Below are 23,938 nucleotides of genomic sequence, written 5' to 3'. Positions count from 1 at the left end.
TGACGTTATGCAGTATGTTCTGTTGGGCCAAACCGGCCTGAAAATTTCCCGCCTGGGTTTCGGCGGCATTCCCATCCAGCGCATCGACCAGCCGGGCACCAAAGCCCTGCTGAAAGCGGTGCATGAGGCGGGCATCAATTACATCGACACCGCCCGGGCCTACACCGTCAGCGAAAGCTGGATCGGCCAGTCCCTGGAGGAGCTGGGCCTGCGGGATTCCTTTGTGCTGGCCACCAAATGCCGGGCGCTCACCGCAGCGGATATGCGCGCCGGGCTGAACGAGAGCCTGAAAAACCTGCGCACCGACCACATCGAACTCTACCAGTTCCACAACCCCAGCCTGAAGGACCTGGAGACCATCCTGGCCCCGGGCGGGTCCCTGGAAGAGCTGCTGCGGGCCAAGGCGGAAGGGAAGGTGGGCCATATCGGCCTGACCGCCCATCTGGCCGCGGTGTTCGAGAAGGCGCTGGAAGTGCCGGAGATCGAAACCATCATGTTCCCTTATAATATTGTGGAACAGCAGGGGGCGGAGCTCATCGCCAAGTGTGCCGCGGCGGGCAAGGGCTTCATTGCCATGAAGCCCCTGGCCGGCGGTGCCATTGAGGACGGCCGCCTGGCCATGCGGTATGTGCTGTCCAACCCCGATGTGACCGTGGCCATCCCGGGCATGGCCGACCCGGCGGAACTCACCGCCAACATCGAGGGCGCCGCCAACACCGCGCCCCTCACCGCCGAGGAGCAGGCCGCCTGCCAGAAGGTGCGGGACGTCCTGGGCACCCAGTTCTGCCGTCGGTGCAACTACTGCGCTCCCTGCACCGTGGGCATCCAGATCCCCAGCGCCTTTTTGTTCGACGGCTACATCTCCCGCTACGGCCTGGAAGACTGGGCCCGCCAGCGGTACGCCACCCTGCCGGTAAAGGCCAGCGCCTGTGTGGAGTGCGGCGCCTGCGAGACCCGCTGCCCCTACCAGCTGCCCATCCGCCAGATGCTCAAGAAGGTCGCGGAGCATTTCGGGGAATAATCCGGCCTGATTTCGTCCCTTTCCGCCGGGAAAGACAGTGTATCTGCCTTTCCCGGCGGTTTTTTCGTGGAAACTGTGATTTTTTGGGTCCCGCGCTTGTGTTCCACGCCGCGCCCATGCTATAATCTATTCTGTATCGGTTTGTGCATTTTTGGGCGCTGCCCGGACAAACCGTAAATTCCGGAAAAGAGGTCTTGACTACCCATGCGTTTTGACGCTGACCTGCATTATCTTGACAATGCCGCCACCACCATGGTGGATCCCGCCGTGGCCGATGCCATCCACACGGCCATGCTGCACCACTGGGCCAACCCGTCCAGCCTGTACGACCCGGCGGTGCTGGCCCACGGGGCGCTGAGCACGGCCCGGGCCAAGGTGGCCAAAACGCTGGGCTGCCAGCCCAAGGAACTGTATTTCACCGCCACCGGCACCGAAAGCAACAACCTGGCCATTCTGGGGGCTGTGGCGTCCCGCCGGGCCTGGGGCAACAAGATTGTGGTCACCGGGTTCGAGCATCCCAGCGTGCAGCTGCCCATTCGGGCGCTGAAAGAGCAGGGCTTCACGGTGGTGGAGATCATGCCCCGGGCCGACGGCACCCTGGATGTGGACGAACTCATCGACGCGGTGGACAAATCCACCGTGTTGGCCTGCTGCATGGCGGTCAACAACGAGACCGGGGCCCGGCAGGACATTGCCCGGTTCGCCGCCGGGGTCAAGGAACGCAACTCCCGCTGCGCCGTCCATGTGGACGCGGTGCAGGCATGGCTGCGGGTGCGGGTGCCGTTGAAAAACGTGGACAGCCTGGCCGTGTCCGGCCACAAGGTCCATGCCCCCAAGGGCATCGGGGCCCTGTACCTGCGCAGCGGCTACCACTGGACCGCCCCCATCCTGGGCGGCGGCCAGGAGAGCGGTGTGCGTCCCGGCACCGAAAACCTGCCCTACGCCGTGGGGCTGGGGGTGGCTGCCGAGCAGGGGGCCCGCACCATGGCCGCCCGCACCGCCGCCATCAAGGCGCTGAACGAGCGTCTGCGGGCCGGGTTGGCCGAAATCCCCGAAGTGACCATCAATTCCCCGGCCGACGCCGTGCCCGAAGTGCTCAATTTCAGCCAGCACTGCGTTAAGAGCCAGACCATGCTCAACTACCTGTCCGACCGGCATGTGTATGTGTCCAGCGGCAGCGCCTGCGAGAAGGGCGAGCCCAGTCATACCCTGACGGCCATGGGCTGTGACGACAACACCATCGATACCGCGCTGCGCATCAGTTTCTGCGCCGATAATACCCCCGAGGACGTGGACGCCCTGCTGGAAGGGCTGAAGAGCGGCCTGCGGGAGCTGCAGCACATCTGAACAGAATACACCGTATGAGAGGAACCGCATGAAAGAGATCATCCTTGCCTACCAGGGCGAAATGACCCTGAAAGGGCTGAACCGCGGCAAGTTCGAAGCCGGCCTTGCCAAGAGCATCCGCCACCGCCTGGAAGACCTGGGCCCCTTCAAGGTCCATTCCGCCCAGAGCACCGTCTTCATCGAACCCCAGGAGGACGACCTGGACGTGGACGAAGCCTTCCGCCGCATCTCCAAGGTGTTCGGCATCGTCAAGCTCAGCCGGGCCGTCTGCTGCACCAAGGACTTTGAGGACATCTGCCGCACCGCCGAGGCTTACCTGGGCCCCCAGCTGCGGGGGCTGCGCACCTTCAAGGTGGAGGCCAAGCGCGCCGACAAGAAATACCCCATGAAGAGCCCGGAAATCTGCCGGGAACTGGGGGCCTATATCCTGTCCCACCACAACTACCTGCGGGTGGATGTGCACAATCCCCAGCTGGAAATCATGGTGGAAATCCGGGATAACGGCGCCTACATCCACGGCCCCAAGGTGGAGGCCGCCGGCGGATTGCCGGTGGGCACCAGCGGCCGGGCACTGAACCTGCTGTCCGGCGGCATCGACAGCCCGGTGGCGGCCTACTGCATGGCCCGCCGGGGCCTGGCCTTGCACCACATCCATTTTGCCAGCCCGCCCTACACCAGCCTGCGCGCCAAGCTGAAGGTGCAGGCCCTGGCCTGTGAGCTGTCCGAGTATATCGGGGATTGTGTGCTCTTTGTGGTGCCCTACACCAAGCCCCAGGAGTATATCCGGGACCATGCCCCGGCCCCGCTGTTCACCGTGCTCATGCGCCGCAGCATGCTGCGCATTGCGGAGAAGGTGGCCTCCAAGAGCGCCATGGAAGCCCTGATCACCGGCGAAAGCCTGGCCCAGGTGGCCAGCCAGACCATGGCGGCCCTGGCCTGCACCGACGCCGCCCAGAGCCTGCCGGTGCTGCGCCCGCTCATCGGCATGGACAAGACCGACATTGTGGCCATCTCCCGCAAGATCGGCACCTTTGAAACGTCCATCGAACCCTACGAGGACTGCTGCACCATCTTCACCCCGCCCCACCCCAAAACCAAGCCCACCCTGGCCGAAATCGAGGCCGCCGAGGCCAACATGCCCGGCCTGGCCGAGCTGGAACAGGTGGCGGCTGACACGGTGGAAAAGATTTTTGTGCGCATCGGGGACCAGCCCGAATTTTAAGTCTGTTTGCATACGGAGGCAATGACCATGACCGCAGAGATTATCTGTGTGGGAACCGAACTTCTTTTGGGAGACATCGTCAACACCAACGCCCAGTTTCTCAGCCGGGAACTGGCGGAGCTGGGCATCTCGGTGCTGCATCAGCATGTGATCGGGGATAACCCCGGCCGTCTGCGGGAACTGGTTACCCAGGCCCGGCAGCGCAGCGACCTGCTGGTCTTTTCCGGCGGGCTGGGCCCCACCGAGGACGACCTGACCAAGGAGACGGTGGCCGAAGCCTTCGGGGATACCCTGCAGTTTGACGAGGAAGAGTGGGACAAGATTGTGGCCTTCTTCGGCCGCACCCACCGCACCCCCAGCCCCAACAACCGCAAACAGGCCATGGTGCCCACCAAGGGGCACAAGATTCCCAACGACCACGGCACCGCCCCCGGCGCCTGGTTTGAGGATGAGCAGGGCCATGCCGCCGTGCTCATGCCCGGGGTACCCCGGGAGATGAAGGCCATGTGGACCGAGCAGATCCGCCCGGCGCTGCAGGCCCGGCAGAACTGCACCATCCATTCGGTGACCCTGCGGGTCCTGGGCGGGGAGAGCAGCATTGCCAGCAAGGCAGCGGCCCTCTTTGAGAGCGCGAACCCCACCGCCGCCATCTACTGCAAGACAGGGGAGAGCGAAATCCGGGTCACCGCCCGGGCCGCCACCGCCGAGGAGGCGGAAACGGCCTGCCGTGCCCGCATTGCGGAGTTCCGGGCCGTGCTGGGGGACAACGCCTACGACACCGACGTGCCCGGCCTGGAATACACTCTGGTGCGGATTCTGCGGGAGCGCGGCCTGCATGTGGCCACCGCCGAAAGCTGCACCGGCGGCCTGGTGGCCGAAAAGATCACCAACGTGCCCGGCGCCAGCGAGGTCTTTGGTTTCGGCTTTGTCACCTACGCCGAGCAGGCCAAATCCCGCCTGCTGGGGGTGGAGCCGGCCCTGATCGAACGATACAACGTGGTATCCGGCCCGGTGGCCGTGGCCATGGCCCGGGGGGCGCTGCAGGCGTCCGGGGCGGATCTGGCCATCGGTATCACCGGTCTGGCCGGTCCCGGCGGCGCTTTGCCCGGCAAACCGGTGGGCACCGTCTACCTGGCCGGGGCCGACGCCCGCAACGGCCGCGCTTATCTCATGCGGCTGGAGCTGGGTGGCTACCAGGAACGGCCGGTCATCCGCGCCCGGGCCGCTTTGTACGCGCTGGATCTTCTGCGCCGCATGGCACTGGAACTGCCGCCGGATTCCGGCATCACCCTGGAACCCGGTGACCCCGTACCCGACCTGTAACCGGGGACGCATCCCCGTTTTTTACCTTTGATCACAACAGGAGGAACCCTCTATGCTATCGAGCCAAATGCGCATCCTGCGGGTGTTCGGCCTGCCGGCGGCCGAAGTCCGTGCCGCGCTGCGCGCCGTGCAGGCCGAAGGCTGTTCCGGCCTGCGGCTGCTGGAGCGCGACGGCGAGTTTGCCGTCTGCGTGCAGGTCAGCGCCCCCACGCAGGCCATGGCCAACGAATACTGCGAAAAGTGGGTCCAGAAGCTGCGTGCCCGCCTTGGCGACACGGTGTATGCCGACGGCGAGACCAGCCTGGCCCAGGCCACCCTGGATGTGCTGCTGAAAAAGCGCCGCCTGCTGGTGGCTGCCGACGAAACCACCGGCCGGCTGATCGGGGCGCGGCTGCAGCCTCTGGAACACAGCGAAGCCGCTTACGATTTCGGCACCCAGACCTGGGCCGACCGGGAAACCGCCCGCAAGCTGGTGACCCCGGCGTCTCTGCTGGAAAAATTCCCCGGGGATGTGGTGCAGGCCGCCGCCGGCCGGGCCCAGCTGGCCCTGTCTTTCGGCGGGGCCGACTACGCGGTGGTGTATATGCCGGCCACGGTAGGCCAGGCACCCTTTGTGCTGCTGTGTGACAAGCGCGGGGCGGTGGCCACGGCGGTCAGCCCCGACCACAGCGACGCCGCCATCGCCAACAGCATTCTGGATATGGTGCGCCGCCGGGCCCTGGGGCTGAAACCCCTGTCCTCGGCCATTACCTTCCGCCCCGGGCACGAGCGCCCGCTGCTCATCGTCTCGCCGGAAGGCCAACCACGCACGGCGCCTTCCACCGGTCGGTTTACCCCCCGTCGGCAGCGCCCGGCGGCCCAGACCGCACCGGCGGTGGATTCCGCACCCACCGGCACCATCACCTTTGAAACCCCGGACACCGCCGCCCGTCCCGCCGCGGCCAAGACGGCCCCTGCCCAGGACACCCCGGTGCCAGAATCGGTGACCCGCGCCCTGGGGTTCGAGACCCCTGTGCAGCCCGATCCCATGGACTTCACCACCGCCGGCGCCCAGGCTGCGGCGGCTTCCCGCCAGCAGCGGGTCCGGCAGGCAAGCACCACAACCTTTACCGCGCCCGCCGCACCGGCTTCCGCCCCGGCGGCGGAGGACACCACCCGCGGGCAGCCCGCCCCCTCGCTGCTGGATGAGGAAATTCCGGATTTCTCCGCCGGACTGGACCCCAAGGCCATTGCGGAAGCCATGGCGGCGGATGAGAAGGAACCGCCCCATTCCACCGAGGACCTGCAGCAGGCGGCCAGCATGCTGTTTGACAAGGTAGATGTGCCCGAAACGCCCGCCCCGCCCAAAAAGCGCCGTGCCTCGGACGCTTCTGCCATCAAGAACCGCAGCCTGGCCATGATCGAAAAGACCCAGCGGCGCCGCCGTCGGGGCGCGGTGCTCACCTTTGTGTGCGTGCTGCTGATCCTGGCCCTGGGCGCGGGGGCTGTGTGGTATTTCTTCCGCAATGACCTGGGCGTACGCCCGGCCCCCAAGGGATACGGCACCGCCACCTTCGACGCCACAGCGGAAAAATACCTGTCCAACGGTATCCGTCAGATCGATGGTGTCAGCGGTTATCTGGCCCTGCCCGGCATGGACGGCCAGTTCGTCTATGCCAAGGACCGGGAGGATGCCCGCAGCCTGTCGGAAAGCGCAGCCTCCATCTTCGCCACCGACAATTGGCTGGGCAGCGCCACGCCCTCCAACACGGTCATTGACTGGGGCGGAAGCCTGGCAGACCTGGAAGACCTGGATAACATCCAGCAGAACAGCGGGTTCACCCTGTATCTGCCCGGCGCCACCTACCGCTGCAAGGTAGTGGCGGTGTATTACCGCGACCCCAACGAGACCGACGGCTTCGACCCCACGGCCTACACCGACCTGTCCAACTACTACGACTACCTGGGCTTTGTGCTGGATACGGGCACCCGCAGCCTGTACAACAGCACTTCCTCCTCCGCTGACGGCGAGAGCTTCCTCACCCTGGTGGGGGACAGCAGCACCGAGGGTGTGCAGCTGTGTGTCACCGGTCGCCTGGTGCGGCAGGATGAGGATCCGGCCCTGACCGCCACCATCTCCACCAACGAAAACGCCCTGCTCACCGGGGTGCAGTATGAAAACGAGGGCAAGGCCGCCCCCGACCGCACCACCCTGCTCACCGGCCAGATGCAGCGCTATACCGACCTGACCGGCCTGCGCGCCGGCACCGGCGGTACCGGCAGTACCGGTGGCAGTTCCCAGAATACCGGCAGCGGATCCTCCTCCTCCAACGCCCTGGATGAATCCCTGGCGGCCCTGTCCCAGCAGACCCAGGACCTGATTGCCTCGGCGGATGACCTGATGGCCGGTCTGACCGACATTGCGGGCCAGGCGGGGGCCGCCGAAACCAACATCAATCAGGGCGCCGAGGGCTCCCTGCCGGAACAGAGCGTATCGGTGGAAAGCCTGATGACCAACACGGCCACGCCCGCGCCCACCCAGGCGCCCCAGAGCAGCCAGGAGTCCACCGGCTCCGAAAGCACCACCGGGTCCGACAGCGGTTCGGAAAGTACCTCCCAGCCCTCGGAACCGGCCCCTTCTCAGCCGTCCGGGGATTCCGGCAGCTCCGCACCGGTCACGGCCACCATCAACGTGACCATGAACGGCAGCGCCCAGACCATGGACCTGGTCACCTGCCTGGCCATGGTGGCCCAGAACGAGCTGGGCCCCAATGCCCCGGCCGAAGCCTACAAGGCCCAGTGCGTGGCCACCCACAGCTGGATTCTCAGCCAGAGCGGCTATCCGGCGGTGTCCGGCTCCAGCCCGGGCAGCGCGGCACTGGCCGCCGCCCAGGAAGTGGCCAACGTGCTGGTAACCTACAACGGCCAGGTCTGCTTCACCCCGTATTTTGCCTCGGCCTCCACCGGTACGGCCTCCTCCGCCGATGTCTGGGGCGGGTCCCGTCCCTGGCTGGTGGCGGTGGCCAGCCCCTATGACCAGAGCGTGGCCTCCAACTGGAACACCAACGGCTACAACACCGGCTGCGCCCGGTTTGCCCGCCAGACCCTGCAGGACCGCATTCTGGAAAAGATGGGCGTGGACCTTTCGGGTGTGGACCCCAACAGCTGGTTCACCATCCTGTCCACCAACGAATACGGCTGGGTTTCCCAGATTCAGATCGGCCCCAACGCCAGTGGCAATGATACCTGCTCCGGGCGCTGGTTCCGGGAAGTGCTCACCGCCGGGTGCAGCGTGGACGGCCGCAGCCTGCGCAGCCAGTGCTTCACCGTTACATATGACGCCGGCCTGGACTGCTTCATCTTTGATGTGTACGGCTACGGCCACGGCTGCGGCATGAGCCAGTGGGGGGCCATCGGCTACGCCCAGAACGGCTGGAACTACCAGCAGATTCTGCAGCATTACTACCCCGGCACCACCCTGACCACCATCGGCTGAGCCGGAAACATTTTCCCGTTTCGCTGACTAAAAGCTCCCTTTCCCGCGTACAATAGGCGGGGAAGGGGGCTTTTTTATGTCCATGTCCGCCGTCAAAAAGCTGGCAAAGCGCACCGCAACGCTGTCCGGCTTCGACCTGCCTTTTGCGGCCATCCTGCTGTTGCTGCTGGCCTACGGGCTGCTTATGCTCTTCTCTGCCGGGTATGCGGTGGCGCTGTACCGCCGGGGCGACGCCTACACCTACATCCGTCCCCAGCTGCTGTTTGCGGCGCTGGGCATCGCGGCCATGTACGCGGCATCCCTGGTGGATTACCACATCTGGCACAAGCTGGCCTGGTGGCTCATGGGCATTTCCCTGGTACTGCTGGTGGTGGTGCTCTTCATGCCGGAATACAACGGCTGTAAGCGCTGGATCGTCATTCCGGGCCTTGGCACCCTGCAGCCCAGCGAGATTGCCAAGTTTTCGGTGGTGCTGGTGTTTTCCCACATCATCTCCCTCAACCATGACAGGATGAAAGGCTTTTCCACCGGGGTGCTGCCCTTTGCCTTGGTGCTGGGGGCGGTGGCGGTGCTCATGCTGCTGGAACCCCACCTGTCCGGCACCGTGCTGATTCTGGGCATCGGGGCGGTGCTGATGTTCGTGGGCGGTACCGGGCTGCGCTGGTTCGGCGCGGCGGCAGTTCTGGGGGTGGGGGCCATTGCCGCGGCGGTGGTGTTCCTGCCCGACCTGGTGCCCTATGCCACCAGCCGTCTGTCCTCCTGGCTGGATCCCTTCGCCGACCCGCTGGGGGCAGGGCACCAGACCATCCAGAGCCTGTACGCCATCGCTTCGGGGGGCATTGTGGGGCTGGGGCTTGGCAACAGTCGCCAGAAGTATCTGTATGTGCCCGAACCCCAGAACGACTTTATCTTTTCCATCCTGTGCGAGGAACTGGGTTTTGTGGGGGCCGCGCTGGTGGTGCTGCTGTTCCTGGCCCTGTTTTTGCGGGGCATGCAGATTGCGGTGCGTGCCCGGGACAAATTCGGCGCTTTGCTGGTGGTGGGATTTGTGACCCAGGTGATTTTACAGGCGGTGCTCAACATTGCGGTGGTCACCAACACCATCCCCAACACCGGCATCAGCCTGCCGTTCTTTTCCTCCGGGGGCACCAGCCTGCTCATGCTGCTGGGAGAAATGGGCATTGTGCTGTCGGTGTCCCGGCAGGCCGACGCCCGGTAAGTAGGTTACACATCCTTTTCACTTGTTTGGCGGGTCCCGGTGTGGTATACTGATGCATAATGCACCATTGTGTGCCCACAGGAAAGGAGACCCCATCCGTGCGGCAAAAATCACCTTCAGGCCCGGCCTTTCTGGGGCGGGCGGCGGCAGCCTTTGCGGTTTCGTTCGCGCTGCTGTTTGTGCTGCTGTTTGCGGCCTATTGTGTGCCCGGCGCGCCGGTACGGCGCAACATTGCCCGGTCGGTGCCCCTTTTGCAGCAGGAGGGCCTGTACCCCGAATATTTCGGGTTCAAGCTCTTCCAGATGGACAATTACACCGACACCATCATGCTGTTTGAGGCCGCCGCGGCGGATGAAACCGACCCGCTGACCGCCATGATGCGCGCCACTACTTACAATGTGGATAACTTCGAAACCATGCAGGACGACCTGGCCGACTACCTGGACGCCCGCCAGAACGGCGACGACCTGCCCGGGGATCTGGATGCCTTCTCCTACGCAAGGTACTGGCACGGGTATCTGATCTGGCTGCGCCCGCTGCTGGCTTTCCTGAGCTACGGACAGGTGCGGCTGGTGCAGTATGTGGTGCTGTTCGCCTTGCTAGCCCTGGTGCTGGCCCGGCTGTGGAAACAGGCCGGCTGGCGTCCGGCTGTGTGGTTTTTGCTCAGCCAGCTGGCGGTCAGTGTGTTTTTTGTGCCCCGGCAGGTGCAGTTCTTCACCACTTTTTTCCTGGCCTACGCGGGCTGTGCCTGGGTGCTGGACCGGCGTTTCGGTCCCCGCACCGCCACTGATCTGGCGGTGGGGCTGGTGGTGCTGGGCACCGCCACGGCCTTCTGTGACCTGCTGGTCACCCCCATCCTGACCCTGGGGCTGCCCATGGCGGTCTGGCTGGTCTGTGTGCCTCAGCGCCTGTGTGCCGGGGTACGCCAGTGCGCGCCGGTGGTGGCCGGGTCCCTGTGCTGGGGCGTGGGCTACGGGGTGTGCTGGGGCCTGAAATGGGTGCTGGCCGGCCTTGTCACCGGGGAAAACGTCATTGCCGATGCCGTTCACCAGATGGGGGTGCGCACCGCCGCCGATACCTGGCACGGCATGGAACTGACCTGGGGCAACATTTTTGCCTTTGTGTACGATACCTTGCAGTCCAAAGGGCTGTTCTGGCCGCTGGTGGTGCTGGCGGTTCTGTGTGTGGCACTGTTTGTCCTCTGCCTGCGCGGTAAGGACGCGCTGCTGCGGGCGCTGCCCCTGGGCCTCACCGCCCTGATGGCCCCGGTGTGGCTGGCGGTGCTGCGGACCCACTCCATCCAGCATGGCTGGTTTACCTGGCGCGCCCTGGCCCCCACGGTGTTTGCGGGGCTGGCGTTTTTGTACTACTCTTGCGGCCTGAAAGCGGGCCTGCGCCGTCTGCGGCGCCAACAATGAGGAAGATGATTATGAAGGAAGAAGAAAAAAAGGCGGTAAACGCCAACCCGGAAGACAGCGGGGAAGACGCCAACCGGACGCCGGCGCAGAAGGCGGAACCCTCCGCCGAAGCCCCGCAGCCGGAAACCCCGGCCGGGCCGGAGGAAACACAGCCGTCTGAACAACCGCAGGAAAAAACCGAAACCCCGGCCCCGGACCAACCGGCGGAGCCTGGCAAGTCCGAACCCGCCCAGCCGGCGGCCAAAAAGCGGCGTCTGCCCCTGTGGGGGCGGGTCCTGCTGGGAATTGTCTGCGTGGTTGTGGTGTTTGCAGGGCTGGCGGTGGCGTATATCAACGGCAAGCTGGACCTGATCCGCTACGATGACGGCACGGTGGACACCGTGGGATCCATCGACGCGGGGGAGGACCAGGACCTGGACGGCACCGGCCTGGAACACAACAGCGGCGAGATGGTCATGCCGGAAGGCAGCCCCTTTGAGGATGACAATGTGCTGAACATCCTGCTCATCAGCACCGATGAGCGCACCGAGGCCGTCAACGACGCCGATGCCTTCACCCACCTGAACGATCTGGACGGCACCAGCGACACCACTGAATTCAGTGAGAATGCCCGGGCAGACAGTCTGATCCTGGCGTCGCTGAACATCCAGGAAGACACCATCAAGCTGGTTTCCATCGAGCGTGCCACCGGTGTGCCCATCCTGCTGGACGGATACGAAGGGCAGTATGACTGGATCACCCACACCTTCCGTTACGGCGGTGCCCGCCTGACCATGGACACGGTGGCGGAATGCCTGAACCTGGATGTGGACCGGTATGTGCGGTTCAACTTCAACTCTTTTGTGCAGATCGTGGATGCCGTGGGCGGCATCGACATCGAGCTGACCGAGATGGAGGCCGCCGCCCTGAACTGGGAAGTGCCCTCCAACTCCATGCTGATCATTGGCAAAGTACATGCGGGCCTGAACCATTTTGACGGCTACACCGCCCTGCAGTATGCCCGTCTGCGGGCCATTGACAACGACTGGCAGCGCATTGTGCGCCAGCGTACCGTCATTCAGGCGGTGCTGGACCAGATCCAGCACGCCTCGGTCACTGAGCTGGACGACCTGCTCAACACCGTTCTGCCTCTGGTGCAGACCAACTTCACCAAGAGCGAAATTGCCGCTTTGCTGGTGCAGCTGCCCGGATTTCTGGGGGTGGAAGCGGACCAGATGTCCCTGCCGGTGGACGGCACCTACGGTGTGCGCACCGGCATGGACGACCGTACCATGTATGACCCCGACTGGCAGACCAACAGCGATATTCTGCAGGATTTCCTGTATAACGATCTGAGTGCCCAGGACGCCATCGCCGCCCATGTGGAAGTGGACGCCGCCACCGAAGAGACCGCCGACGACCAGCCCGCCCAGGAACTGACCGATGAGCAGACCTACCTGACGGCCAACAGCAGCCCGGTGGACCTGGAGCAGGGCATCACCGGGGAGGATTTCGGCAACGGCAACTACCGGGTGTTCCTGGCGGGCGCCCCCGAAAACACCGCCGCAAGCTGGCAGATGAAGCAGGCATTGCTGCAATACCTGCACGAGAGCCAGGGCGTGAACGTGCTGCTGGAAGACTGCGGCCCCGCCCAGGCCCTGCTGCTGCAGAGCTATATTGAAACCGGCAGCGGCATGACCTTTGCCACCGGGGAAGAAACCGACTTCTGGGATTGGCTGTACACCTACAACGACAGCCAGCTGGACAGCGGCAAGTTCACGGTGGTGGGCATCGGCACCGATACGGACGCCGACGACATTCTGGCCGGTCTGACCACCCTGCTGGATGCGGAGGCCGACCCAGAAGCGCTGTCCGGCACCACCGCCCGCAACCTGCTGACCAACATGCAGCAGGGCAATGCTCTGCGCAGCCATTCTCCCTATCGTTTGCTGTACCGGCTGCAGCGCATGGCCAACGGCAGCGACACCGACAAAAACGACCTGAGCATCCTGTTCGGGGAGAACCTTTCCCGCGCCCAGTCCCTGCTGCAGAATCTGCAGACCGGCACCGCGGCGGATACGGCCCAGCTGGCCGCCAACTTCACCACGGCCTGGCAGCAGTACAGCGATCAGAATTTCTTCGGCATGTTTGCCCCGGAACAGGTGCTGCTGGCACCGGTTGACCTGGACGGCGACGGCAGCATCCCCGATACCACCCTGGCCATGGCGGTGAACACCGGTTCCACCGCCGCGGCAGGCAAGGTGTGTTCCATCCTGGGCGTCTGCCTGGATGTGGACGGGGAGGGCCAGCAGCCTGCCGATGCGTCGGTGAACGGCACCGAGCTTTACACCACCCTCACCGAAGCGGATGAACTGACAGCGGAACTGGTCGGGGAAGAGGAGGAGCCCGCGCTCACCCCCGCCCCCACCGACGATGCCGCGACGGAGGAAGAGGAAGAAGAAGGCTCGGCCTACTTCCTGGCGCTGGACGGCAAGAACAGCCCCTATGCCCAGGACAACGGGATCCTGACGGCGGAATCCCAGACATCGGAGCAGCCTGCGTCCGCCTATTTCCAGAAAATTCTGCTGATTCCCGCCACCGAGACCGCCGCGCCCGCAGACGCGGAGGAGGATTCCCAGGGCGCTGCACGGTAAATAAACCAAAAATTTTCCTGCAAGTGTTGACAAAACCGTGGAACTGTGCTTTAATTAGCTAAACCGATGAGGCGAAAGTAAAACTGCAGGCGCACCCACAGAGAGCCCCCGAAGCTGGGAACGGGGCGGTAAGCGGCGCAGACAAATGGTTCGCCGAGGGCGCGGGGAAAAGGCATTGCCCCAGTATCCGTTGACGGAAGCCCCCGTTACAGGGCAGGGGAGTGTTGGCTCTCCGCAGAGTGGCTGTGTCTTCACACAGCAAGCAAGGTGGCACCACAGGAATTTGTTCCTGCCCTTGCACAGACGACAGGTCTGTGCAAGGGCAGTTTTTTTATCCCCGGTGCAGGCAGTATCCGACCGATAAGGGGGCCATACCATGAAAGACATCCGACTGGCAGAGCGATGGCGGGGCTGAACATCCGAACCTCGTCCGCCCGTTATTGTATGTGATTGTAAAGAAAGGATGCTTACCATGAAAAAGACCATCGCTATGCTGACCGCCGCCACCCTCGCGCTCTCCCTCGCCGCTTGCGGCGCCGCTCCGTCTTCCTCTTCCTCCGGCAGCTCTGCCGCTGCCGATACCGCTGCCACCGCCGACAGTGCTTCGGCGGACGGCTACCGCATCGCCATTGTGCAGCAGCTGGACCACGCCAGCCTGGACGAGATCCGCACCGCCATCGAGGCGGAGCTGGACGCCAAGGCCGCCGAGCTGGGCATTTCCATCGAATACAAGGACTTCAACGGCCAGAACGACGCCACCACCCTGAACCAGATCGGTACCCAGGTCGTTTCCGACGGATATGACGCCATCATTCCCATCGCGTCCCTGGCGGCCCAGTGCATGACCACCGCTGCGGCGGAAACCGAAACCCCGGTGATCTACGCCGCCATCTCCGATCCTGAGGCCGCCGACCTCACCGGCATCGACTACGTCACCGGCACGTCCGACGCCCTGGACACCAAGTTCATCCTGGATATGATGTTTGCCGCCGACCCCGATATCCAGACCGTGGGCCTGCTTTACTCCAACTCCGAAACCAACTCCGAAAAGCCCATCGCCGACGCCAAGGCTTACCTGGATGAGAAGGGCGTGGCCTATGTGGAGGCCACCGGCAACACCAACGATGAGGTGCTCAGCGCCGCGGCCAACCTGGCCGACCAGGCCGACGCCGTCTTCACCCCCACCGATAACGTGGTCATGGCGGCGGCCGCTGCGGTCAGCGAGACCCTGACCAACGCGGGCGTGCCCTACTACACCGGTGCAGACAGCTTTGTCACCGCCGGCGCTCTGGCCACCTGCGGCGTCAACTACACCGACCTGGGCACCAAGACCGCCGACATGGCCCTGGATGTGCTGCAGACCGGCACTGTGCCCGAATATCACGTGATGGAAGGCGGCATCATCACCGTCAACACCGAGACCGCCGCCACCCTGGGCATCGGTCCTTCCGTCTTCGCCGACCTGGGCGGCACCCTGAAGGAAGTTGTCACCGCGGCCGAATAACAACCCCATAACCAACGGCAGGCAGCGCCCTTGCAGGTGCGCTGCTTTTGCCTTTGTCAAAACCATTTTCCGGAAAGGAAGGTCCTGCCGACCATGTTATCCATCGCCATCATTCAAAGCGCGCTGGAGCTGGGCTGCATCTATTCTCTTGTGGCTATGGCTCTGTTCCTCAGCTTCCGCGTGCTCAACATCGCGGATATGACCACCGACGGCGCGTTCACCCTGGGCTGTGCGGTCTCCGCCACCGCCGCCGTGGCCGGACACCCCTTCCTGGGGCTGGTCCTGGCCATTCTGGCCGGTGCCTGTGCGGGCTTTGTCACCGCCTTTCTGCAAACCCGCCTGGGCGTGCCCTCCATCCTGGCCGGCATCGTCACCAACACCGGACTGTACACCGTCAACCTGGCTATCATGGGCTTTTCCTCCAACGTGCCCATGCTCAAAACCACCACGGTGTTCACCATTGCCCAGGACCTGATGGGGGAGAACGCCCCCTACAAACTGGTTGTGGCGGCCTTCATCACCCTGGTGGTCTGTGTGCTGCTCATCCTCTTCCTGGGCACCCGGCTGGGCCTTTCCATCCGTGCCACCGGCGATAACCCGGACATGGTCCGGGCCAGTTCCATCAACACCGCCTTTACCGTCACGGTGGGGCTGTGCGTGGCCAACGCCATGACCTCGTTGTCCGGGGCGGTACTGGCCCAGTACCAGCGCTCCGCCGATATCAACCTGGGCACCGGCATGGTGGTCATCGGTCTGGCCTCCCTCATCATCGGCGAAACCATCTTCGCCCGGGGCGGGCTGTGGGTCAAGGCGGTGGCGGCCATCGGCGGCAGCGTGCTCTATCGCTTCATCATCGCCCTGGCCCTGCGCATCAACGTGCCCTCCGAGTGCATGAAGCTGCTTTCCGCCGTCATTGTGGGCCTGGCCATCGCCGCCCCCACCATTCAAAAGAATGTGGCCTTTGCCCGGCGCCGCCGGGCGGCCGGCAAACAGGGAGGTGGCAGCCGTGCTTGATCTGAAAAATGTGGGCAAGACCTTCAACCCCGGCACCGTCAATGAAAAGAAAGCCCTGACCGGTGTCAACCTGCACCTGGAACCCGGAGACTTTGCCACCATCGTGGGCTCAAACGGTGCGGGCAAGTCCACCCTGTTCAATGCCATCGCCGGTTCCTTTGTGCCGGACACCGGCTCTATCGTGCTGGACGGCCAGGACATTACCTTCCTGCCGGATTACCGCCGTTCCAAGACCATCGGCCGGATGTTCCAGGACCCCCTGCGGGGTACCGCGCCCAACATGACCATCGAGGAAAACCTGGCCCTGGCTTACCTGCGGGCATCGGGGCAGACTTCGCCCTTCTCCCGCATCACCCGGGCGGACCGGGAACTGTTTGCCTCCCGTCTGGCCCAGCTGGGGCTGGGGCTGGAAAACCGGATGAAACAGCCGGTGGGCCTGCTGTCCGGCGGACAGCGCCAGGCCCTGACCCTGCTCATGGCCACCCTGGTCACCCCCAAGCTTCTGCTGCTGGATGAACACACCGCCGCCCTGGACCCCGCCACCGCCGACAAGGTGCTGGAACTGACCAAGAGCATTGTGGCCGAACACCACATCACCTGCCTGATGATCACCCACAACATGCACGACGCCCTGACCTTGGGCAACCGCACCCTGATGATGGACAGCGGCCGCATTGTGCTGGACATTACCGGCCCCGAGCGCGAGGGCCTGACCGTGGACGACCTGCTCCAACGGTTTGCCAAGAACGCCGGGCATGCCCTGTCCGACGACCGGGTGCTGCTCAGCCAGGCCGAAGAATAAAGCAAAAATTCCCCGCACCACAACGGTGCGGGGAATTTTTTCACTGTTTATGGGAATTTGGTGGAAAACTCATTCCACCATCCTGTCGGCGGCCTTGTACAGATCGCCGCAGCTCATGCAGACCACCAGATCGCCCTTCCTGGTGTTTTCGCGCACCCAGGCGGCGGCGCTCTCCAGCCCGTCAACCACCACGCTGCCGGGAATCTTGGCGGCCAGGTCCTCGGTGTGCACGCTGCCGTCGTCCACCTCACGGCTGCCCATGATGGGCAGCAGCACGCAGACGTCGGCGGTGCCCAGCACCTTGGCAAAGTCGTCCATCAGGGCCTTGGTGCGGCTGTAGGTGAAGGGCTGGTGCACCGCAATGATGCGGTCGTAGCCCATCTTGTGGGCGGTGGCCAGGGTGGCGGCCAGCTCGGCGGGATGGTGGGCGTAGTCATCCACCACCACGGCGCCGGAAGGCGTCTCGCCCTTGACCTCAAAGCGGCGGCCGGTGCCCTTGAAATTCTCGGCGGCGCGCTCGGCGTCGGCGGGGGTCAGGCCCAGGGGCCGCACGCAGCAGCACATGGCCAGGGCGTTGTAGATGTTGTGGTACCCCGGCACGCCCAGACGCAGGTGGGCAAAGTGATCGTCCAGCTCGTTGACGTCGAACTCGTAGAAGCCGGGACGGTATTCTTGGATGTTCACCGCGCGGAAACGGGCTTCCTCCTCAATGCCGAAGGAGAGCACCGGGCGGTCGATGGAGTTGACCACATCCACGGTGTTGTGATCATCCATGTTGAAGACCACCGTACGGGACAGCAGCGCAAACTTCTGGAAAGCCAGCTTCAGCTTGCCCATGGTGTGGTAGTATTCCAGATGGTCGTTGTCGATGTTCAGGATCACACCGATGTAGGGGGTCAGATGCAGGAAGGTCTCGTGGTACTCGCAGGACTCGATGACCGCGGTCTGCCCGCTGCCGGCCTTGCCGTAACCATGGATCAGGGGCAGCTTGCCGCCGATGACCGCCGCAGGGTCCTTGCCGGCCAGCTCCAGCATGGTGGTGATCATGCCGGAAGTGGTGGTCTTGCCGTGGGTGCCGGACACGCCCACCGTCATGGGATACATCCGGCTCACATAGCCCAGCAGCACGCTGCGCTCCACCGCGGGGATGCCGTGGGCACGGGCGGCGGAAAGTTCGGGGTTGTCGTCGTGGATGGCGGCGCTGTACACCACCAGGTCAGCGCCCTGGATGTTGGCGGCGTCGTGGCCCAGGGCCACGGTCATGCCCATGGCACGCTCGGATTCGGTGATCTTGGTTTCCTCCACGTCGGACCCGGACAAGGTCAGCCCCCGGGTGTGCAGGATCTGGATCAGGGGATACATGCCCGAACCGCCGCAGCCGATCAGGTGCACGTGCTTGACGTTATCCAGCAGTCTGGGATCATAGGTGTTGAAAAAAGGCATCGGTCCTCACCTCAAAAATACCTGGCCGCCCACGGCGGGGACAGGTTGATTCTGCTTTTATGCATGATATAATGATTATAGTATTTTTTGGCCGCAAAATAAACACTTTTTTTGAAAAAAGGGCGAATATGGCCGAAAAATTCCCGGGCGGACCGCCGCCATCGCGCCCAAATCACCGAAAGAGGAACCCGCCATGAAACGAAGCAGCCTGATCTACGGCTTCAATCCCCACGCCCTGTGCAGCGCCGGCAAGGTGTTTGTGCCGGTGTGCATCACCCCGAAGGAACTGGGACGCATCGGTGTTCCGGCCCGCAAGGTGGAACGGGTGATGCAGGAGCTTTCCCGGCTGGTGCAGGCGGACCCCACCCTGGATGAACCCGTCGTGCTGCTGGGTCTGGCCCGGCAGATCGCGGCCCAGCTGCTGTGAAGAGGGAAGAGGCTCCTTTTTATATTATTGCTCGCGGCGGGGCAATGTGCTATAATAGCCCTATTGTGCCGGTATCGGCATGGGAATACATCGCTTGTGTGGCAGCCAGCCACGCGGGAGGGAGAGTAAAGTGAAAAACAGTGAAAAGACTCTGGACATGATCGTCAACCTTTGCAAAAACCGCGGGTTCATCTACCCCGGCAGCGAGATCTACGGCGGCCTGGCCAACAGCTGGGACTACGGTCCCCTGGGCGTTGAGTTCAAGAACAACGTCAAGAAGGCCTGGATGAAGAAGTTCGTGCAGGAAAGCCAGTACAACGTGGGTCTGGATGCCGCCATCCTCATGAACCCCCAGACCTGGGTCACCACCGGCCACGTGGCCAGCTTCTCTGACCCGCTGCTGGACTGCCGCGCCTGCAAGAGCCGCCACCGCGCCGACAAGCTCATTGCCGACTGCGAGCAGGGCAAGGGTGTGGACGTGGATGCCATGACCTTTGACGAGATGGATGCCTTCATCGCCTCCCACGACGAGGTGGTCTGCCCCGTGTGCGGCAAGCATGACTTCACCCCCATCCGCAAGTTCAACCTGATGTTCAAGACCGCCATCGGCGTCACCGAGGATTCCAGCAGCACCTGCTATCTGCGTCCCGAAACCGCCCAGGGCATCTTTGTCAACTTTGCCAACATCCAGCGCACCACCCGCCGCAAGCTGCCCTTCGGTGTCTGCCAGGTGGGCAAGGCTTTCCGCAACGAGATCACCCCCGGCAACTTCACCTTCCGCACCCGCGAGTTCGAGCAGATGGAATGTGAATTCTTCTGCAAGCCCGGCACCGACCTGGAATGGTTCGCCTACTGGAAGAAGTTCTGCCACGACTGGCTGCTGAGCCTGGGCATCAAGGACGAAAACCTGCGCCTGCGCGACCATGAAGCCGCCGAGCTGGCCTTCTACTCCCGCGCCACCACCGACATCGAGTATGCGTTCCCCTTCACCGACTGGGGCGAACTGTGGGGCATCGCCGACCGTACCGACTACGACCTGCGCCGCCATCAGGAAGCTTCCGGCAAGAGCCTGGAATACTTCGATTCCGAAACCAACGAGCATTATATCCCCTATGTCATTGAGCCCTCTCTGGGCTGTGACCGTGTGGCCCTGGCCTTCCTGTGCGAAGCCTACGACGAGGAGCATCTCACCGACTCCAAGGGCAAGGAGGACGTGCGCACCGTGCTGCACCTGCATCCCTTCCTGGCTCCCTTCAAGTGCGCCGTGCTGCCTCTGTCCAAGAAGCTGTCCGGCAAGGCCATGGAAATCCGCAACGAGCTGGCCAAGGACTTCATGGTGGACTTCGACGACGCCGGTTCCATCGGCAAGCGTTACCGCCGCCAGGATGAGATCGGCACCCCGCTGTGCATCACCGTGGACTTCCAGACCGTGGGCGATGACAAGACCGAGGCTGACAACTGCGTCACCGTCCGTGACCGCGACACCATGGAGCAGGTCCGCATGCCCATCAGCGAGCTGAAGAATTACATCGCCGCCAAGGTGGCCTTCTGATTCTGACCCTGCTGCCTATACAAACAGAAAAGGCTCCCGCCGGACAGGCGGGAGCCTTTTGTACTGCCGTTCAGTAATAAACCTTGCGGGAATAGGTGTTGCGGCACCCCACCACGGCCAGAATCAGGGTGACCACCAGATACCCGAACCACAGGGGCAGGAAACTGCCGCCCGCCAGCGCCAGCACAAAGGTGCGCAGAATGCTGGGGTAGGGCATAAGCAGCACCACAAAGGCCAGGCACATCACAATGCGGTAGGCCAGAATCCGACCCGGCGTCTTGCCGTAGATCAAACGTGCCGCCACGCTCAGCACCAGAATGGCCCCGGCGTACATCATGGCCAGGCCGCCCACCAGCCAGGCGGCAAAACCCAGGGCGCCGCCCATGCCCGCGCCGGCCATCCGGGCCAGGGCGCCGTAGCCTTCCATGTCCGAGCCGCCGTGGTGGGACGCCTCCTCCACCATATCATGGGCCGTGTGTAGCATCTGGTTTCCGCCGCCGCCCCAAAGAAATCCCAGAACCAGTACCAGAAGGGCGGGAATGCCCAGAAGCAACAGATTGCGGTTTGCGGTTTTCATGGCGGAATCTCTCCTTTTTTCTTTCAGTATAGCGGTGATAAAGCGGCTTCGCAAGGGGCAATTGCCTGGATTTGCCGGGCATGTCTTTTCTTTTTGCGGGGCATCGTGTATACTGAAAGACAGTGAGCTTACACACCGCGCCTTTTCTGGGTGCGGAGAAAAGGAGATACACAAACTATGGACAAGAAATATCTGCAACTGTACGCTGATTTTGTGGTCAAGGTGGGCGTGAACGTCCGCCCGCGCCAGAACTTTATCATCCGCTGCCCGGTCACCATGCCGGAGTTTGCCCACGCCTGCGCCAAGGCCGGCTATGAGGCGGGCGCCAAGAATGTGGTGGTCCGCTGGGAGGACGAGCGCCTGTCCCGCATCCAGATGGAATATGGCGCCGAAGCCGACCTGTGTGATCTCAAGCCGTTTGAGCTGCGCAGCTACCTGGATTACGCCGAGGACCCGGATGGCTGCTGCACCCTGGCCATCCACGCTTCCGACCCCGAGGCCTTCGCCGGTCTGGATGCGGGCAAACTGAACCGGGTCAGCCTGGCCCGCCGCACCTTCATGAAGTCCTGGCAGGAATACACCATGAACGACCGGGTCCAGTGGTGCGTGGTGGCCATTCCGGCGCCCGCCTGGGCGGCCAAGGTCTTCCCGGACCTGCCGGTGGACGAGGCCATGGAAAAGCTGTGGCAGGTGATTTTTGAGGTCTGCCGCGTCACCACCGGCGACCCCGTCTCCGCCTGGAAGGAACACGTGGCCAAGACCAAGGTCCACCGCGACCAGCTCAACGCCTGGAACCTGGACCGCGTGCGTCTGCAGAGCTCCAACGGCACCGATCTGACCATCGGCCTGGCCGACGACTGCACCTGGGAGGGGGCTTCCAGCGTGGCCGAAAACGGGGTGGAGTTCATCGCCAACGTTCCCACCGAGGAGGTCTTCTGCGCGCCCCACCGTGACCGGGTGAACGGCACTGTCTACGGCACCAAGCCCTATGTCTACAACGGCCAGCTCATCGAAGGCTGGCACGTCACCTTCAAAGATGGCCAGGTCATTGAGCACGGTGCCGAGAAGAACGCCGACCTGCTGGGAAAGCTGCTCACCACCGACGAGAACGCTAACCGCATCGGCGAGATCGCCTTTGTGCCGGTGTCCAGCCCCATCAACCAGAGCGGCGTGCTGTTCTACAACACCCTGTTTGATGAGAACGCCGCCTGCCACATCGCCTTCGGTGCCGGCTATCCCACCAACATCAAGGGCGGCGCCAAGCTGACCCGGGCCCAGCTCATGGAGAAGGGCCTGAACGATTCCGCCATCCATGAGGATGTCATGATCGGCGCCCCTGACACCCGCATCACCGGTGTGTGCAAGGACGGCACCGAAGTGGTGATCTTCGAAAACGGCGAATGGGCGTTCTGATTCCTTTGCTCTGAAACACCACCCGGCGGGGCGCGGCTTTGGGCCGCGCCCCGCCGTTGTCTTGTCCGTGGGGCAAAGTTTTGGTATAATCAACACAAAATCCTACAATCTCAGCGGAAAGCGGTGTACGGATGGGTTTCTCTTCGGTTCAGTTTCTGTTTGTGTTTCTGCCTCTGGCCCTGGCGGTGTATTTTGTGCTGCCGGCGCGGACCCGCAATGCGGTCCTGGGGGTATTCAGTCTGGGGTTCTGCGCCTGGGCGGGCATCCGCTACAGCCTGCTGCTGGTTGCCTTTGCCCTGGTGCACTGGGGCTTCGGGCTGGTACTGGGCAGGCATCCCCGCCGCGGGGGGCTGGGGGCCATGGTTGCCGCCGACCTGCTGTTGCTGGGCTTCTTCAAGTACGCCGGCTTCCTGGCCGAAACCGTCAACGCCCTGCCCGGGGTGGCACTGCCGGTGCTGTCCCTGGCCCTGCCTCTGGGCATCAGCTTTTATACCTTCCAGGGCATCAGCTACTGCGTGGATGTATACCGGGGCACCGTCCGGCCGGAACGCAACCCACTGCGCCTCTACCTGTATTTTGCCTGCTTCGCCCATGTCAGTTCCGGGCCCATCGTGCGGTACGGATTCCAGTCCGCCGCCCTGGACCCGAAAGCGCCCGAACGTCGGGTGAGCCTGGACCGGATGTACAAGGGCATCCGCCGGTTTGTGCTGGGCCTGGGCAAGAAAACCCTGATTGCCGACCAGCTGGCCCTGGTGTACACGGCGGTCAGCGGCGCCGACGCTGCCCGGCTGCCCGGTCCGGTGCTGCTGCTGGGGTACGCCGCCTTTGCGGTGGAGCTGTACTATGATTTCTCCGGCTACAGTGATATGGCCATCGGCCTGGGGGAGATGTTCGGCCTGCCCCTGCCCGAAAACTTTGACTATCCCTATCTGTCCCGCACCGTGGGGGAGTTCTGGCGCCGCTGGCACATCACCCTGGGAGCCTGGTTCCGGGATTACCTCTACTTTCCCTTGGGTGGCAGCCGCCGGGGGCTGGGACGCACCTGCCTGAACCTGCTCATCGTCTTCGCCTGCACAGGCTTCTGGCACGGGGCGGCCTGGTCCTACCTGGCCTTCGGGCTGTGGCACGGCATTCTGAGCTGCGCCGAGCGCCTGGGTCTGGGCAAGGCTCTGGACCGGGCACCCCGGTGGGTGGCCCACCTTTATATGGCGCTGGCCGTGTTCGTGGGCTTCACCTTCTTCGGCGCCCCCAGCCTGGGGCAGGCCCTGGCCGCCCTGGGGGGCATCCTCACCTGGCAGGCGGGGGCGCCCGGCATGACCCTGGCCGCCTTTGCCGACCCCAAAACCCTGCTGTTGTTGGCGGCGGGCATCCTGCTCTGCGGTCCGGTGCAGGCGGCCTTCCCGAAACTGAAATCCTGGCTGCGGGGAGAATGCCGCCCCGGTGCCGCCGATGTGGTGCTGGTGGCGCTGCTGCTGTTCGCGTCCCTCATGCGCACCACCGCGGGAAACTATACCGCCTTTATCTACGCCCAGTTCTGAGGAGGGAACA

At 63.8% G+C, this 23,938-nt stretch carries 17 protein-coding genes; 15 read left to right on the top strand and 2 right to left on the bottom strand.

What is annotated here, in order from left to right:
- Positions 1-7 precede the first annotated feature (7 nt).
- From H6B15_RS03560 to H6B15_RS03510, 11 genes are all read left to right on the top strand, one after another.
- The gene (locus tag H6B15_RS03560; protein ID WP_204646204.1) at positions 8-1,021 is read left to right on the top strand and encodes an aldo/keto reductase; all 1,014 of its coding nucleotides are present in this window, start codon (positions 8-10) and stop codon (positions 1,019-1,021) included.
- A 204-nt stretch (positions 1,022-1,225) separates the two neighbouring features.
- Positions 1,226-2,368: a cysteine desulfurase family protein gene (locus tag H6B15_RS03555; RefSeq protein WP_204646195.1), complete on the top strand. Its 1,143-nt coding sequence runs from the start codon at positions 1,226-1,228 to the stop codon at positions 2,366-2,368.
- Positions 2,369-2,396: 28 nt separating this feature from the next.
- A complete protein-coding gene (gene thiI, locus H6B15_RS03550) occupies positions 2,397-3,590 on the top strand; it encodes a tRNA uracil 4-sulfurtransferase ThiI (RefSeq protein WP_204646194.1) in 1,194 nt (397 codons plus the stop codon).
- 27 nt (positions 3,591-3,617) lie between these two features.
- Positions 3,618-4,913, top strand: a complete 1,296-nt coding sequence (locus H6B15_RS03545) for a competence/damage-inducible protein A (RefSeq protein ID WP_204646193.1) — start codon at positions 3,618-3,620, stop codon at positions 4,911-4,913.
- 52 nt (positions 4,914-4,965) lie between these two features.
- A complete protein-coding gene (locus H6B15_RS03540) occupies positions 4,966-8,388 on the top strand; it encodes a SpoIID/LytB domain-containing protein (protein WP_204646192.1) in 3,423 nt (1,140 codons plus the stop codon).
- A gap of 82 nt (positions 8,389-8,470) precedes the next feature.
- On the top strand, positions 8,471-9,607 hold the full coding sequence (locus tag H6B15_RS03535; protein WP_204646231.1) for a peptidoglycan glycosyltransferase FtsW: 1,137 nt from the start codon (positions 8,471-8,473) through the stop codon (positions 9,605-9,607).
- Between the two features lie 98 nt (positions 9,608-9,705).
- Positions 9,706-11,025 (top strand): hypothetical protein, encoded by a 1,320-nt coding sequence (locus H6B15_RS03530; RefSeq protein WP_204646188.1) that lies wholly within the window; start codon positions 9,706-9,708, stop codon positions 11,023-11,025.
- Positions 11,026-11,036: 11 nt separating this feature from the next.
- The gene (locus H6B15_RS03525; protein ID WP_204646187.1) at positions 11,037-13,658 is read left to right on the top strand and encodes an LCP family protein; all 2,622 of its coding nucleotides are present in this window, start codon (positions 11,037-11,039) and stop codon (positions 13,656-13,658) included.
- A 472-nt stretch (positions 13,659-14,130) separates the two neighbouring features.
- Complete coding sequence (locus H6B15_RS03520) at positions 14,131-15,162, top strand: ABC transporter substrate-binding protein (RefSeq protein WP_204646186.1); 1,032 nt, start codon at positions 14,131-14,133, stop codon at positions 15,160-15,162.
- A gap of 93 nt (positions 15,163-15,255) precedes the next feature.
- The gene (locus H6B15_RS03515) at positions 15,256-16,176 is read left to right on the top strand and encodes an ABC transporter permease (RefSeq protein WP_204646185.1); all 921 of its coding nucleotides are present in this window, start codon (positions 15,256-15,258) and stop codon (positions 16,174-16,176) included.
- Positions 16,169-16,978 (top strand): ABC transporter ATP-binding protein, encoded by an 810-nt coding sequence (locus H6B15_RS03510; protein WP_345941923.1) that lies wholly within the window; start codon positions 16,169-16,171, stop codon positions 16,976-16,978. Before H6B15_RS03515 ends, H6B15_RS03510 begins: the two co-directional genes overlap by 8 nt.
- Before the next feature lie 69 nt (positions 16,979-17,047).
- Here H6B15_RS03510 and murC read toward each other — a convergent pair whose 3' ends face one another.
- Complete coding sequence (gene murC, locus H6B15_RS03505) at positions 17,048-18,421, bottom strand: UDP-N-acetylmuramate--L-alanine ligase (protein WP_204646181.1); 1,374 nt, start codon at positions 18,419-18,421, stop codon at positions 17,048-17,050.
- A gap of 193 nt (positions 18,422-18,614) precedes the next feature.
- On the opposite strand from murC, the gene H6B15_RS03500 reads away from it, so the two are divergent.
- Together H6B15_RS03500 and H6B15_RS03495 are read left to right on the top strand one after the other, a co-directional pair.
- On the top strand, positions 18,615-18,848 hold the full coding sequence (locus tag H6B15_RS03500) for a hypothetical protein (protein WP_204646171.1): 234 nt from the start codon (positions 18,615-18,617) through the stop codon (positions 18,846-18,848).
- Between the two features lie 130 nt (positions 18,849-18,978).
- Positions 18,979-20,400, top strand: coding sequence for a glycine--tRNA ligase (locus tag H6B15_RS03495; protein WP_345941922.1), 1,422 nt, complete (start codon positions 18,979-18,981; stop codon positions 20,398-20,400).
- A 70-nt stretch (positions 20,401-20,470) separates the two neighbouring features.
- On the opposite strand, the gene H6B15_RS03490 is transcribed toward H6B15_RS03495, so the two are convergent.
- Complete coding sequence (locus H6B15_RS03490) at positions 20,471-20,977, bottom strand: hypothetical protein (RefSeq protein WP_204646170.1); 507 nt, start codon at positions 20,975-20,977, stop codon at positions 20,471-20,473.
- A 177-nt stretch (positions 20,978-21,154) separates the two neighbouring features.
- Here H6B15_RS03490 and H6B15_RS03485 point away from each other — a divergent pair, with 177 nt between their 5' ends.
- Both H6B15_RS03485 and H6B15_RS03480 read left to right on the top strand, forming a co-directional pair.
- On the top strand, positions 21,155-22,390 hold the full coding sequence (locus tag H6B15_RS03485) for an aminopeptidase (protein ID WP_204646169.1): 1,236 nt from the start codon (positions 21,155-21,157) through the stop codon (positions 22,388-22,390).
- Between the two features lie 131 nt (positions 22,391-22,521).
- Positions 22,522-23,928, top strand: coding sequence for an MBOAT family O-acyltransferase (locus H6B15_RS03480; RefSeq protein WP_204646168.1), 1,407 nt, complete (start codon positions 22,522-22,524; stop codon positions 23,926-23,928).
- The last annotated feature ends 10 nt before the right edge of the window (positions 23,929-23,938 follow it).

It is taken from the genome of Gemmiger formicilis (assembly GCF_016900095.1).
In the GTDB taxonomy this organism is placed as follows: Bacteria; Bacillota; Clostridia; order Oscillospirales; family Ruminococcaceae; genus Gemmiger; species Gemmiger formicilis_A.
Note: the sequence above shows the minus strand (reverse complement) of the source record. Positions and strands in the feature narration are given on the sequence as shown.